Origin of the sequence: Streptomyces sp. NPDC016562 (genome assembly GCF_043076955.1) — a bacterium.
Taxonomy (GTDB): Bacteria; Actinomycetota; Actinomycetes; order Streptomycetales; family Streptomycetaceae; genus Streptomyces.
In genome coordinates, this window is record NZ_JBIBRZ010000007.1 from 353,172 (window position 1) to 366,079 (window position 12,908).

Consider the following 12,908-nt stretch of genomic DNA (forward strand, 5'->3'; position numbering starts at 1 on the left):
GCCTCAGGGCGGCACCCGGAACTCCGGGGGCCGCCCTGAGGCGCATGGGGGGCTTGGGTGCCGGGGTGGTCCGCGGCGCGACCCCGTGGGCAGCGTGGCCTAGTAGGCGCTGTTGACGTTGTCCATGGAGCCGTAGCGGTCGGCCGCGTAGTTGCAGGCGGCGACGATGTTCGCGACCGGGTCGTACTGGTCGAACTTGGTGCCCTTGACGTGGTACGCCTTGAAGGTCGGAAGGATGACCTGGAGCAGACCCTTGCTGGGGATGCCGTTCTGGGCGTTGATGTCCCAGTTGTTGATGGCCATCGGGTTACCGCTGGACTCACGCATGATGTTGCGGTGAATACCGGCGTAGGTGCCCGGGATGCCTTCCTTCTTCATGATGAAGAGGGCTTCCTTGATCCAGCCGTCGAGGTTGTTCGCGAAGACCGGGGTGCGGGCGGCGGAACGGCTCGCGGCCGCCTTCTGCTCGCGGTCCTTCTTCGCGGCGGCCTCGGCCTTGGCCTTCGCCGCGTCCTTCGCCTTCTTGTCCGCGACGACCTGCTGCACGGAGAGGTGCTGCGCCACCGTCTTGGCCTGCGTGCCGTCGACGACGCGGGCCCAGGCGACGGGGGCGGCGACCGTCTGGGGCTCAGCGGCATCGGCCGGGACGAGGGAGAAGGCGAGCGCGGCGGCGCTGAACGTGGCGACGCCGGCAATGGACAGCTTGTGTGCCTTCGTCAGACGACTGTGACCGGGAGTGCTGGAAGCAGACATGGCGGGGCAACCTCTTCGAATAGCGGGGGCCGCAGGAAAGCGCCGCGAGGATCTGGGATCCGCGGCGCTGTGCGGCGAGAGCAATTCTTAGCGGTGGCAAAAACTTGTGGCAAAGGTGTGACGTACGATCCTGCTTAGTGGATCAGGCGCGGGCGCCGGGGCCCGATGTTCGGCCCCGGCGCTACGCAGGCCCGTGCTGACAGGGCCTTTACTCGTCCACTAGGCAGCTTCGTAAGTGATGTGCGTCCTATGCCCGGGCTCACATCGGCCACGTAACAGTCTCACCATGAGTTGCTGTAGCAATGCAGTCAGTGACCGGTCTCGTCTCTGAAGAGCAGGTGGACGTCCCCGAACTCGTGCCACAGGCACTGCCGGGCCCTCGCCTCCGCGTACCCCCGCCGCACGGCGGCACGCCCCGCGACCGCCTCCAGCATCAGCAGATGGGACGCCGCGGGCTCGTGCAGCCCGGTCAGCAGCCCGTCCACCACCCGCACCCCCCGCTGCGGCGTCACCACCAGACCGGTCCAGCCCCCGGCCGCACGGACCAGCCCGTCCGGCCCGGCCGCCGACTCCAGGGCCCGCACCGCCGTCGTCCCCACGGCGATCACCCTGCCTCGGGCGGCCCGCGCGGCGTTCACCAGCCCCGCCGTCGTCCCGGGCACCTCGTACCGCTCCGGGTACGGCGGCTCGTGCGCCTCCTGCGAGGACACCCCCGTGTGCAGGGTCAGCGGCGCGAACTGCACCCCCCGGCTCACCAGAGCCGCCACCAGCTCCGCGGTGAAGGGCCGCCCGGCGCTCGGCATCTCCGCCGAACCCGATCCGTCGGCCGTCGGCACCGCGAACACCGTCTGGTAAGCCGACAGCGGCTGGTCCCGCTCCGTGTACGCGTACCGGATGGGCCGCCCGTACACCCGCAGCAGCGCCGGGACGGCTCCGGGGGCGGGGTCGGGCCGCGCCCACCACAGCCGGTCCGCTCCCGGGTCCAGGCGCTCCTCCAGGACGAGGCGGTGTCCGTCCGGCAGCTCCACCGCCGCCCCCGCCGGACCCCCGGGCCGCGGCCGGGTCGTCCCGCCACCGGCCGGATCCCGCAGTTCCACCGCCCAGCGGCCCCCGTCGCCCCGGGTGGAGAAGTGGACCACCACCGGCGCGCCGCCCAGCCGCGCGTCCACCGCGGCCGCCAGCGTGGCCGAGGTGTTCACGACCAGCACGTCCCCGGCCCGCAGCAGGTCCGGCAGCTCGCGGAAGGCGTGCAGGGACACCTCCGCGCCGCCCCGCGACACCAGGAGCCGCACGGAGTCCCGCCCCCGGCCCGGCCCGCGCTGCTCGGCGGGCACCCGCGCCACCAGCTCCGGCGGGACGTCCGCCAGGTGCAGCCCCTCTCCCCGTACATCTCCCCGTATATGCAGCCCCTCTTCCCGAAGGGCCTGCCGCCCGCTCACCGCCCGGCCCCCGCGCCGAGCCCCGTCCCCGCGCCGAGCCCCGCCTCCGCCGCCAGCGCCTCCGCCGTGTACCGCCCGCTCGCCCGCGCCTCCCGCACCAGCCGCAGCAGTACGGGCGCCACCTCCCGCGGCGTCGCCAGCCCCGACAGGTCCTCGCCGGGCTCGGCCGCCGCCATCATCCGCGTCCGCATCGAACCGGGGTCCGCCCACCACACCCGCAACCCCGGCTCCTCCACCGCCAGGACGCCCCACATCAGGTCCCCGGCCGCCTTGGTGGCCCCGTACGCACCCCACGTGGCGTACGGAACCACCGCGGCGTCCGAGCTGATGTTCAGCACCGCCCCCGCCGCCGAGGCCCGCAGCAGCTCCAGCCCCTCCTGCACCAGCCCCAGCGGCCCCACCACATTGACCTCGAAGGCCTCCCGGAGCCCGTCCAGCGGATGCACCGCCAGCGGCACCAGGGGCTCCGCCCCCAGCACCCCCGCGTTGTTCACCAGCAGGTCCAGCCCGCCCAGCCCCCGCGCCGCCGCCACCAGCGCCGCCCGGTGCGCCGCCGAGGACACGTCCCCGGCCACCGCCACGACCCGTACGCCCCGCCCCTCCAGCTCGGCCGCGGCCTCCTCCAGCGCCGCCGCACCCCGCGCACCGAGCACCAGGTCCCAGCCGTCCGCCGCCAGCTCCCCGGCCAGCGCCCGGCCCAGCCCCCGCGAAGCCCCCGTCACCATCGCCACCGACATGACCGCACCCCTGCCTTCCGTCTCCGATCACCCGACGCCCCCAACCTAGGAAGGCGCCGCCCGCCGCCGCCTCGGCCGCGAGCCCCACCCGTACGGGTCCGATGGACCTACGCCCACAGGCCGATCCCGCTGGTCAGCGCCCCGGGTACGGTGACCCCATGCGTGACCCCGTGCACAAGGGACCGGAACGCACCGGCCTGGCCGCCGTGAGCACCGCGCTGCTCGCCATGAGCCGCCGCCTGGAGGTCCGCGACGTCCTGCGCACGATCGTCGTGTCGGCCCGCGAGCTCCTGGACGCCGAGTACGCGGCCCTGGGCGTCCCGGACGACCACGGCGGCTTCGCCCAGTTCGTCGTGGACGGCATCAGCGCCGAGCAGTGGCGCAGCATCGGACCGCTGCCCCGCCAGCACGGCATCCTCGCCGCGATGCTCCACCACGGCGGCCCCGAGCGGCTGGCCGACGTGCGCGAGGATCCGCGCTTCGAGGGCTGGCCGGCCGCCCACCCCGAGATGTCCGACTTCCTCGGCATGCCGATCCGGGACGGCGAGGAGACCCTCGGCGCCCTCTTCCTCGCGAACAAGCACCGGGGCCCCGGCGGCGGGCCCGGCTTCACCGACGAGGACCAGGAACTCCTCTCCCTCCTCGCCCAGCACGCGGCGATCGCCCTCACCAACGCCCGGCTCTACGAGCGCAGCCGCGAGCTCACCATCGCCGAGGAGCGCTCGCGCCTGGCCCACGAGCTGCACGACGCCGTCAGCCAGAAGCTCTTCTCGCTGCGCCTCACCGCCCAGGCCGCCGCCGCCCTCGTCGACCGCGACCCCGCCCGGGCCAAGGACGAGCTCCAGCAGGTGGCCGCCCTGGCCGCGGAAGCCGCCGACGAACTGCGCGCGGCCGTGACCGAGCTCCGCCCGGCCGCCCTGGACGACGACGGCCTGGTCGCGACCCTGCGGACGCACGTCCACGTACTGGACCGCGCCCACGCCGCGCACGTCACCTTCACCTGTGACGGCGTACGGGCCCTGCCCGCGTCCCAGGAGGAGGCGGTCCTGCGCGTGGCCCAGGAGGCCCTCCACAACGCCCTGCGCCACTCGGGCGCCGACCGGGTGGAGGTCGCCTTGGCCCGGACGCCCGCCGGGGGAGCCGTCCTCACGGTCGTCGACTCCGGCAAGGGCTTCGACCCCAAGGCGGTCCGCCGGGCGGGCCGCCACCTCGGCCTGGTCTCCATGCGCGACCGCGCGGGCGGGGTCGGCGGCCGGCTCACCGTGCACTCGGAGCCCGGTCGGGGCACCACGATCGAGATGGAGGTCCCCGGTGGCTGACGGCACCGTACGCGGCGGCAGGATCGGCGTCCTGCTGGTCGACGACCACCAGGTGGTCCGGCGCGGCCTGCGCACCTTCCTGGAGGTCCAGGAGGACATCGAGGTGGTCGGCGAGGCCTCCGACGGCGAGGAGGGCATCGCCCGCGCCGAGGAACTGCGCCCCGACGTGATCCTCATGGACGTCAAGATGCCGGGCACCGACGGCATCGAAGCCCTGCGCAGGCTGCGCGAGCTGGCGAACCCGGCGCGGGTGCTGATCGTCACCAGCTTCACGGAGCAGCGGACCGTGGTCCCGGCCCTGCGGGCGGGAGCGGCGGGATACGTCTACAAGGACATCGACCCCGAGGCCCTGGCCGGAGCCATCCGGTCCGTCCACGCCGGCCACGTCCTCCTCCAGCCGGAGGTGGCGCAGGCCCTGCTGTCCCAGGACGACCAGAGCCCCTCCGCGGGCCGGCCGGGCTCGCTGACCGACCGCGAACGCGAGGTCCTCGGCCTGATCGCGGACGGCCGCTCCAACCGCGAGATCGCCCGGGCCCTGGTCCTGTCCGAGAAGACGGTCAAGACGCACGTGTCGAACATCCTGATGAAACTGGACCTCTCCGATCGGACTCAGGCCGCATTGTGGGCGGTCAGGCACGGATTGGCGGAGTAATCGGACCGAGTCCGTCCGGTCTGAGATTCATACGGTCGGGTGTATGTAGCCCACATGGCGTATCCCGAGCGCGGGGCGGGCGTTCTCCATGGCGTGCCGCGGCGGCTGGTCGCGGCAGACGTACTGGAGGACGAGAACGTGAAGAACTTCAAGAAGGCCGCAGCCGTCACCATGATCGCGGGCGGCCTCCTCGCCGCCGGCGCGGGTGTCTCCTCGGCGCACGGCGGTGCGTCGGCGGAGGGCGAGGCCCTGAACTCGCCCGGCGTGGCCTCCGGGAACCAGCTCCAGGTCCCCGTCCACATCCCCGTCAACGTGGTGGGCAACACGGTCAACGTGATCGGCCTGCTCAACCCCGCCTTCGGCAACACGGGCCTCAACGCCTAGCAGCCCTCACCCTGCCGCGCCCCGGCCCCGCGCCGCGACCGCCCGGCAGCACCCCGGCCCCGCTTCCCCACCTCTCCCCGGGAAGCGGGGCCACCCTCGTCTCCCCCTCTTCCAGTTCCGCCGGCCTCTTCGAGCCGCGCCGACCTCTTCCAGCCCCGCCGGCGTTTGAGGCGCGGGGTCTGGGGCGGAGCCCCAGGAGCCCCGGCGCAGCCGAAGCCCCGCCCGGCGCAGCCCCGCCCCGGCGCAGCCGGGAGGCTAACGCCCGACCCCGCCCGCCTCAACGGCCGAGTTGTACGCCGCGACGAGCGCCCGCCGAGCCACCCGCTCCACCGGCCGCAACGCCTCCGCCCGCGCCGCCATCTCGGACGAGGACACCGCACCCCCGTGCCCGTTCTCGTACGCCAGCGACACCATCAGGTCCACCCGCTGCGCCAGCGCCAGCACCCGCACCGCCCGCGCCGGATACCCCGGAGCCAAGACATCCCGCCCCGCCGTCGCCCGCGCCCGGTACGCCGACAGCGCCGCCTCCGCCACCGGCCCCGACCCGGCCACGTCCAGCCGCGTCAGCGCGACCGTCGCCTCGCGCAGCGCCTCCGCCAGCTCCCGCTCCGCCTCGCCCAGCGACGGCACGTCCGCCGGCGGGGCCTCCCGTACCGGCAGGCAGTGCCAGGTCACCGACACGTGCACGTCCCCCTCGGGCCCCACCTCGGTCACCTCCGGTACGAGCCCCAGCGCGGCCCCCGCGCACACCACGGCCTCCTCGGCCTCCAGCGCCCGCGCGTTGAACTCCGCCGGACCGCTCAGCCCCAGCGGATGCCCCGGCGCCGGCAGAGCCACCCGCAGCCCGGACACCCCCAGCGCCCGCAGCCGCCCCAGCGCCAGCGTGAGCCCCACCGGCCCCGCCTCACCCGGCAGCCCCTCCACCCGGTGCAGGGCGTCCTCGCCCACGATCGACGACACGGCCTCGTCGGGCGAGACCAGACCGGCCAGCAGCGCGTTCCCCCAGGCGGCCAGGCGCCCTGAACGTGGTTCGAAAAGCATCCCCCTACTTTACGGATCGGCCCCCGCACCGGGCCCCGGCCCCGGACCCCTTGCCGAGTGGCGTAGGTTTTCTCCCTGGGGCTGGGTCTACCGGCGCACAGAGAACCGTGACTGCAAGGGGTGACAACACGCTCATGAGCGATGTTCTGGAGCTGGTGGACGTATCCGTGGTCCGCGAGGGCCGGGCTCTGGTGGACCAGGTCTCCTGGTCGGTGAAGGAGGGGGAGCGCTGGGTGATCCTCGGCCCCAACGGCGCCGGCAAGACCACACTGCTGAACCTCGCCTCCAGCTACCTCTTCCCCACCAAGGGCAGCGCCACCATCCTCGGCGGCACCCTCGGCAAGCCCGGCACCGACGTGTTCGAGCTGCGCCCCCGCATCGGCGTCGCCGGCATCGCGATGGCCGACAAGCTACCCAAGCGGCAGACCGTCCTGCAGACCGTCCTCACCGCCGCCTACGGCATGACGGCGACCTGGCAGGAGGAGTACGAGGAGATCGACGAGCAGCGCGCCCGCGCCTTCCTCGACCGCCTCGGCATGACCGAGTACCTCGACCGGAAGTTCGGCACGCTCTCCGAGGGCGAGCGCAAGCGCACGCTGATCGCCCGCGCCCTCATGACCGACCCCGAGCTCCTGCTCCTCGACGAGCCGGCCGCCGGTCTGGACCTCGGAGGCCGCGAGGACCTCGTACGCCGCCTCGGCCGCCTGGCCCGCGACCCGCTGGCCCCCTCCATGGTCATGGTCACGCACCACGTCGAGGAGATCGCCCCCGGCTTCACCCACGTCCTGATGATCCGTCAGGGCAAGGTCGTCACCGCCGGCCCGATCGACCTCGAACTGACCTCCCGCAACCTCTCGCTCTGCTTCGGCCTCCCGCTGGTCGTCGAGCGCAACGGGAACGACCGCTGGAGCGCCCAGGGCCTCCCGCTCGGTTAGGGAGCTCCGGGTACGGCCGCCCCGCACCCTGTCCCGACCGCGCCACCCGACCTACCATGACCATGTGGACATCGACGCATGGGTGTGGTGGCTCATCGGCGCGGTCGGACTGGGCATCCCCCTGGTCCTCACCGCCATGCCGGAGTTCGGCATGTTCGCCGTGGGTGCGGTGGCCGCCGCGGTCACGGCGGCCGTCGGCGGGGGAGTGGTGGCCCAAGTCCTGGTCTTCGTGGTGGTGTCGGTCGCGCTGATCGCCGTCGTACGGCCGATCGCCAACCGGCACCGCGACCAACGCCCCCAACACCGCAGCGGCGTCGACGCGTTGAAGGGCAGAAGCGCCGTCGTCCTCGAACGCGTCGACGGCCGCGGCGGCCGCATCAAGCTCGCCGGCGAGGTCTGGTCCGCGCGCACCCTCGACGCGGACACCAGCTTCGAACCCGGACAGTCCGTCGACGTCGTGGAGATCGACGGGGCGACCGCCGTCGTCATGTGACAAGCAGCCTGCTCGCGGCCCCCGGGTCTGCGAGACTCCCTTCAACGGGGCAGCACAGACAGCCGGAAGGGCACGGGGAACCGCATGCAACCGATCATCATCGTCCTGATCATTCTGGTGGTTCTGGTCTTCATCGCACTGGTCAAGACGATCCAGGTGATCCCGCAGGCCAGCGCCGCCATCGTCGAGCGGTTCGGCCGCTACACCCGCACCCTCAACGCGGGCCTCAACATCGTCGTCCCGTTCATCGACTCGATCCGCAACCGGATCGACCTGCGCGAACAGGTCGTTCCCTTCCCGCCGCAGCCCGTCATCACCCAGGACAACCTGGTCGTCAACATCGACACCGTCATCTACTACCAGGTGACCGACGCGCGCGCGGCGACCTACGAAGTGGCCAGCTACATCCAGGCCATCGAGCAGCTCACCGTCACCACCCTGCGCAACATCATCGGCGGCATGGACCTGGAGCGGACCCTGACCTCCCGCGAGGAGATCAACGCGGCGCTCCGCGGAGTCCTCGACGAGGCCACCGGCAAGTGGGGCATCCGCGTCAACCGCGTCGAGCTCAAGGCCATCGAGCCGCCGACCTCCATCCAGGACTCGATGGAGAAGCAGATGCGCGCCGACCGCGACAAGCGCGCCGCCATCCTCCAGGCCGAGGGCGTCCGGCAGTCCGAGATCCTGCGCGCCGAGGGTGAGAAGCAGTCCTCCATTCTGCGCGCCGAAGGTGACGCCAAGGCCGCCGCCCTGCGCGCCGAGGGCGAAGCCCAGGCCATCCGTACGGTGTTCGAGTCCATCCACGCCGGTGACGCCGACCAGAAGCTCCTCGCCTACCAGTACCTCCAGATGCTCCCGAAGATCGCCGAGGGCGACGCCAACAAGCTCTGGATCGTGCCCAGCGAGATCGGCGACGCGCTCAAGGGACTCTCCGGCGCCATGGGCAACTTCGGCCCGATGGGCGGCGGTTCGGGCTTCAACCCGCAGAACTCCGGCAAGGACACCGCGAACCACGGCAACGCGGCCGCCGACAAGGCCGCCGCCGAGCGCCGCGAGCAGCCCCCCATCGACTAACCGCCGCCCCCTCCTGCATGATCGGTACGGCCCCTCGACCTTCATGGCGGGGAGGCGACCCACTCATGCAAAGGGGATGGCACGGTCCATGTCCATCTGGGAATCACTCGCGGTCCTCGTCGCAGGCATAGGCGCGGGCACGATCAACACCATCGTCGGCTCCGGCACCCTCATCACCTTCCCGGTGCTGCTGGCCACCGGCCTGCCGCCGGTCACCGCCAACGTGTCCAACACCCTCGGCCTGGTGCCCGGTTCCATCAGCGGAGCCATCGGCTACCGCAAGGAACTCCAGGGCCAGCGCTCGCGCGTCCTGCGGCTCGGCGCGGTGTCCGTCGTCGGCGGACTCGCGGGCGCGGTCCTGCTCCTCACCCTGCCGTCGGATTCCTTCGACACGATCGTGCCCGTCCTCATCGGGCTCGCCCTCGTGCTGGTCATCCTCCAGCCCCGCCTCGCCGCCGCCCTGCGCCGGCGCCAGGAAGCCGCCGGAGGGGACACCGGCCACCCCGACGGCGGCCCCACCCTGCTCGGCGGCGTGCTGTTCTCCAGCGCCTACGGAGGCTACTTCGGCGCCGCCCAGGGCGTGCTCTACCTCGGCCTGATGGGCCTGCTGCTCCGCGAGGACATCCAGCGGATCAACGCCGTCAAGAACGTCATCGCCGCCCTGGTGAACGGCGTCGCGGCCGTCCTCTTCCTCTTCGTCGCCGAATTCGACTGGACGGCCGTCCTGCTCATCGCCGTCGGCTCCACCATCGGCGGCCAGATCGGCGCCAAGGTGGGCCGCAAGCTCCCGCCGACGGCGCTGCGCGCGGTCATCGTGACGGTCGGCGTCCTCGCCATCGTCCAACTACTGCTCCGCTGAGCGGCGTAGCAGAACTACGCCGCCCACCGCGGCCGACTAGGCGGAACGCTCCAGCCACTGCGGCAGGGCCTCCCGCCCCGCCACCCCCAGAGCCAGCAGCATGGCGTCCGCGGGAGACGGCACGAAGGGCTTCCTGAGGAGCGGCATCCCGGCCTCCTCAGGAGTCCGCGCCGCCTTGCGGTGGTTGTCCTCGGCGCAGGAGGCCACCGTGTTCAGCCACGTGTCCCCACCCCCCTGCGCCCGGGGCAGCACGTGGTCCACGGTCGTCGCGCGCTTCCCGCAGTACGCGCACCGGTGCTGGTCCCGGACCAGCACCCCCCTCCGTGACCAGGGAGCATGTCTTCGGAAGGGCACCCGCACATACCGGCACAGCCGGATCACCCGCGGCATCGGAAGCTCCATCGTGGCCGCGCGCACACGCAGCTCGGGATGCGACTGCTCGACGACGGCCTTGTCCTGGAGCACCAGGACCACCGCCCGGTTCAAGGTCACCGTCGACAGCGGCTCGAAGCTCGCATTCAGCACCAGCGTGTCCCGCATCTCGCCCACCTCCCGTGTGCAGGCCCGCGACCACTCCGGCGGCAGGGCCCGCGACCACTCTGGCCGCGCGCGCCACGCGGGACAACGCAATAAAAATGCCCGGTCCCGGCCTTCTTTAGACCAGGACCGGGCAAACGCTCGGAGAACGATCAGCCCTCGGGCGACGCGTACTCGCCGATGAGCTGAGCGCGCCCGAGCGTGTGGAACCGCAGATGGAAACCGACGGCGGCCGGGGACGCGTCCGAGTCCGGTCCGAGCTTCTCCCGGTCCACCGCGTACACGGTGAACACGTACCGGTGCCGTTCCCCGGCCGGCGGAGCCGCCCCGCCGAAGTCCTTGGTCCCGTAGTCGTTGCGGGCGTGCACCGCCCCGGCGGGCAGGCCCTCGAACTTCCCGCTGCCCGCACCGGCCGGCAGCTCGGTTACCGAGACCGGAAGATCGAAAAGCACCCAGTGCCAGAACCCGCTGCCCGTCGGCGCGTCCGGGTCGAAGCACGTCACGGCGAAGCTCTTCGTCCCCTCCGGGAACCCCTCCCACCGCAGCTGCGGCGAGAGGTTCCCACCCGAGAGCACCTGGGCGTCACCCAGATCGCCGCCCGGAGAGAGGTCCTCACTGGTCACGCTGAAGGAGGGCACCTCGGGGTGGAAGTCGTGCGGAAGAGGCGCCCTGTTCTGCTCGGTCACGTCTGACCCTCCTGATCGCTGGCGAATACCGGTCCGAGCCTAGGACCGGCTAGAACCAGTTGCGCTGCGAACCGACGGAGGCGATCCACTGGTTCAGGTACGCCACCCAGTCGGTGCCCTGGTAGGACTGCAGCCCCACCTGGAAGCAGCGGTAGGTGTCACTGCCCTCGGAGAACAGCCCCGGCTTCTTGTCCATCTCCAGGACGACGTCCATCTCCCGGCCGTCCGAGACGAAGGTCAGCTCGACCTGGTTCAGCCCCCGGTACTGCGACGGCGGCAGGAACTCGATCTCCTGGTAGAAGGGCAGCGTCTGGCGCGTGCCACGGATGTGCCCGCGCTCCATGTCCGCACTGCGGAAGGTGAAGCCGAGCTGGCGGAAGGCGTCGAGGATCGCCTGCTGCGCCGGCACCGGGTGCACGTTGATCGCGTCGAGGTCGCCCGCGTCCACCGCCCGTGCGATCTCCAGCTCGGTGCTGACCCCGATGTTCATGCCGTGCAGGTGCTGGCCACCGAAGTGGGTGATCGGCGTCTCCCAGGGGATCTCCAGCCCGAAGGGCACCACGTGCAGCGCACCGGCCTGCACCTGGAAGGCACCGCCGAGGCGCTGCTTGGTGAAGACCACGTCCTGCTTGTACTCCTGGTCACCGCCCTCGACCTCGACGCGTGCCTGCAGACCGACGGACAGCCCCTCGATCTGCTGCTCGACGGATCCGCCCTGGATCCGGACCTCACCCTGGACGATCCCGCCCGGTACGACGTTCGGCTCGGTGATGACCGTGTCCACCGACGCGCCACCGGCACCCAGGCTCGCGAACAGCTTCTTGAAGCCCATGCTCAAAACTCCCCTTGAACGATCTGGCGACTACCGCTTGCAAAAAAGCGCTGTCAAACGCGGAACCTTAGGCCCCGGCCGCCGGTCCACGCGTTCCACTACGCTCGACCGGATGAGCGCGCGCACCGACCGTACGCCCCTGCCCCGGTCCTTCTTCGACCGCCCGGTCCTCACCGTGGCCCCCGACCTCCTCGGCCGCACCCTGGTCCGCCGCACCGCGGAGGGCCCCCTCGAACTGCGCATCACGGAGGTCGAGGCGTACGAGGGCGAGTCCGACCCGGGCTCACACGCCTACCGCGGGCGCACGGCCCGTAACGCATCGATGTTCGGCCCGCCCGGACACGCGTACGTCTACTTCATCTACGGCATGTGGTTCAGCCTGAATCTGGTGTGCGGCCCACCGGGCCACGCGAGCGGGGTCCTGGTCCGCGCCGGCGAGATCACCGTGGGCGCGGACCTCGCCGCCAAACGTCGACTTTCCGCCAGAAACCCGAGGGAACTGGCCAAGGGCCCGGCCCGCCTGGCCACGGCCCTGGACGTGGACCGCTCCCTCGACGGCACCGACCTGTGCGCGGGCCCCGATTCCCCCCTGTCCCTGCTCGCGGGCACCCCCACCACACCGGACCTGGTGAGCAGCGGCCCGCGCACGGGAGTGAGCGGCCTCGGCGCCGCCCACCCGTACCGCTTCTGGATCACGGACGACCCGACGGTGAGCCCGTACCGCGCCCACGCGCCGCGCCGGCGGGCAACTTGACTCGACCAAGCGGGACGCCTAACGTAGTCCGAGCCGCTGGAACGGGAGCCCTGCTACAGCAGACCCCCCCGGAGCGGCCAACCCAACACAGACGACGCACCCCTGGCGGGGTCTTATTCGGCATGTCCGGATTCCCGGCCAAACGGCTCGATTATGAGCGACACGGGATAAGCGCTAATGTGGTGGAACGCCGAAAGGCAAAGACCCCCAACGGTCACCGAATTCAAATCCAAGTCTGGAAACAGCGCGGAAATGATCTGGTAGAGTTGGAAACGCAAGAACAGAACGAAAGCCCGGAGGAAAGCCCCAGCCGAAGTTGCTGCGGGTGAGTACAAAGGAAGCGTCCGTTCCTTGAGAACTCAACAGCGTGCCAAAAATCAACGCCAGAAGTTGATACCCCGTCCACTTCGGTG

16 protein-coding genes are annotated in these 12,908 nt (G+C 71.6%); 8 read left to right on the forward strand and 8 right to left on the reverse strand.

The features are described 5' to 3' along the window. Positions 1-99: 99 nt before the first annotated feature. From ACF059_RS27125 to ACF059_RS27135, 3 genes are all read right to left on the reverse strand, one after another. Positions 100-753 carry a transglycosylase SLT domain-containing protein gene (locus ACF059_RS27125; RefSeq protein ID WP_366869010.1) on the reverse strand — a complete coding sequence of 218 codons (654 nt, stop codon included), beginning with the start codon at positions 751-753 and terminating at the stop codon, positions 100-102. A 308-nt stretch (positions 754-1,061) separates the two neighbouring features. Continuing rightward, positions 1,062-2,159, reverse strand: coding sequence for an S-adenosylmethionine:tRNA ribosyltransferase-isomerase (locus tag ACF059_RS27130; RefSeq protein ID WP_392061946.1), 1,098 nt, complete (start codon positions 2,157-2,159; stop codon positions 1,062-1,064). Positions 2,160-2,188: 29 nt separating this feature from the next. Further along, positions 2,189-2,929 carry an SDR family NAD(P)-dependent oxidoreductase gene (locus tag ACF059_RS27135; protein WP_392061863.1) on the reverse strand — a complete coding sequence of 247 codons (741 nt, stop codon included), beginning with the start codon at positions 2,927-2,929 and terminating at the stop codon, positions 2,189-2,191. Positions 2,930-3,087: 158 nt separating this feature from the next. Between ACF059_RS27135 and ACF059_RS27140 the strand changes: the two genes are divergently transcribed. The 3 genes from ACF059_RS27140 to ACF059_RS27150 all read left to right on the forward strand — a co-directional run bounded on the left by ACF059_RS27140 (position 3,088) and on the right by ACF059_RS27150 (position 5,284). Beyond that, on the forward strand, positions 3,088-4,248 hold the full coding sequence (locus ACF059_RS27140; RefSeq protein ID WP_392061866.1) for a GAF domain-containing sensor histidine kinase: 1,161 nt from the start codon (positions 3,088-3,090) through the stop codon (positions 4,246-4,248). Continuing rightward, the gene (locus ACF059_RS27145) at positions 4,241-4,900 is read left to right on the forward strand and encodes a response regulator (protein WP_392061869.1); all 660 of its coding nucleotides are present in this window, start codon (positions 4,241-4,243) and stop codon (positions 4,898-4,900) included. The genes ACF059_RS27140 and ACF059_RS27145 overlap by 8 nt, the downstream gene beginning before the upstream one ends. 138 nt (positions 4,901-5,038) lie before the next feature. Further along, entirely contained in the window at positions 5,039-5,284 is a 246-nt protein-coding gene (locus ACF059_RS27150) for a chaplin (protein ID WP_392061949.1), read from the forward strand. Between the two features lie 255 nt (positions 5,285-5,539). On the opposite strand, the gene ACF059_RS27155 is transcribed toward ACF059_RS27150, so the two are convergent. After that, positions 5,540-6,325, reverse strand: a complete 786-nt coding sequence (locus tag ACF059_RS27155; protein ID WP_366869015.1) for a hypothetical protein — start codon at positions 6,323-6,325, stop codon at positions 5,540-5,542. Positions 6,326-6,459: 134 nt separating this feature from the next. On the opposite strand from ACF059_RS27155, the gene ACF059_RS27160 reads away from it, so the two are divergent. The 4 genes from ACF059_RS27160 to ACF059_RS27175 all read left to right on the forward strand — a co-directional run bounded on the left by ACF059_RS27160 (position 6,460) and on the right by ACF059_RS27175 (position 9,686). Beyond that, positions 6,460-7,260 carry an ABC transporter ATP-binding protein gene (locus ACF059_RS27160; protein ID WP_360899478.1) on the forward strand — a complete coding sequence of 267 codons (801 nt, stop codon included), beginning with the start codon at positions 6,460-6,462 and terminating at the stop codon, positions 7,258-7,260. A gap of 64 nt (positions 7,261-7,324) precedes the next feature. Continuing rightward, on the forward strand, positions 7,325-7,753 hold the full coding sequence (locus ACF059_RS27165) for an NfeD family protein (protein ID WP_392061873.1): 429 nt from the start codon (positions 7,325-7,327) through the stop codon (positions 7,751-7,753). 84 nt (positions 7,754-7,837) lie between these two features. Beyond that, positions 7,838-8,827 carry an SPFH domain-containing protein gene (locus ACF059_RS27170; protein ID WP_392061876.1) on the forward strand — a complete coding sequence of 330 codons (990 nt, stop codon included), beginning with the start codon at positions 7,838-7,840 and terminating at the stop codon, positions 8,825-8,827. An 88-nt stretch (positions 8,828-8,915) separates the two neighbouring features. Next, entirely contained in the window at positions 8,916-9,686 is a 771-nt protein-coding gene (locus ACF059_RS27175; RefSeq protein ID WP_361947059.1) for a sulfite exporter TauE/SafE family protein, read from the forward strand. 36 nt (positions 9,687-9,722) lie between these two features. On the opposite strand, the gene ACF059_RS27180 is transcribed toward ACF059_RS27175, so the two are convergent. From ACF059_RS27180 to ACF059_RS27190, 3 genes are all read right to left on the reverse strand, one after another. Next, positions 9,723-10,226, reverse strand: a complete 504-nt coding sequence (locus ACF059_RS27180) for an HNH endonuclease (protein WP_073915811.1) — start codon at positions 10,224-10,226, stop codon at positions 9,723-9,725. A gap of 149 nt (positions 10,227-10,375) precedes the next feature. Beyond that, the gene (locus tag ACF059_RS27185) at positions 10,376-10,909 is read right to left on the reverse strand and encodes a YbhB/YbcL family Raf kinase inhibitor-like protein (protein ID WP_392061879.1); all 534 of its coding nucleotides are present in this window, start codon (positions 10,907-10,909) and stop codon (positions 10,376-10,378) included. 49 nt (positions 10,910-10,958) lie between these two features. After that, positions 10,959-11,741, reverse strand: a complete 783-nt coding sequence (locus tag ACF059_RS27190; RefSeq protein WP_360899462.1) for a sporulation protein — start codon at positions 11,739-11,741, stop codon at positions 10,959-10,961. A 112-nt stretch (positions 11,742-11,853) separates the two neighbouring features. On the opposite strand from ACF059_RS27190, the gene ACF059_RS27195 reads away from it, so the two are divergent. After that, positions 11,854-12,495 (forward strand): DNA-3-methyladenine glycosylase, encoded by a 642-nt coding sequence (locus ACF059_RS27195; protein WP_392061882.1) that lies wholly within the window; start codon positions 11,854-11,856, stop codon positions 12,493-12,495. A 174-nt stretch (positions 12,496-12,669) separates the two neighbouring features. Here the strand turns inward: ACF059_RS27195 and ACF059_RS27200 are convergent. Continuing rightward, positions 12,670-12,908, reverse strand: a 239-nt coding sequence (locus tag ACF059_RS27200) for a hypothetical protein (RefSeq protein WP_392061884.1), incomplete at its 5' end; no start/stop codon positions are given.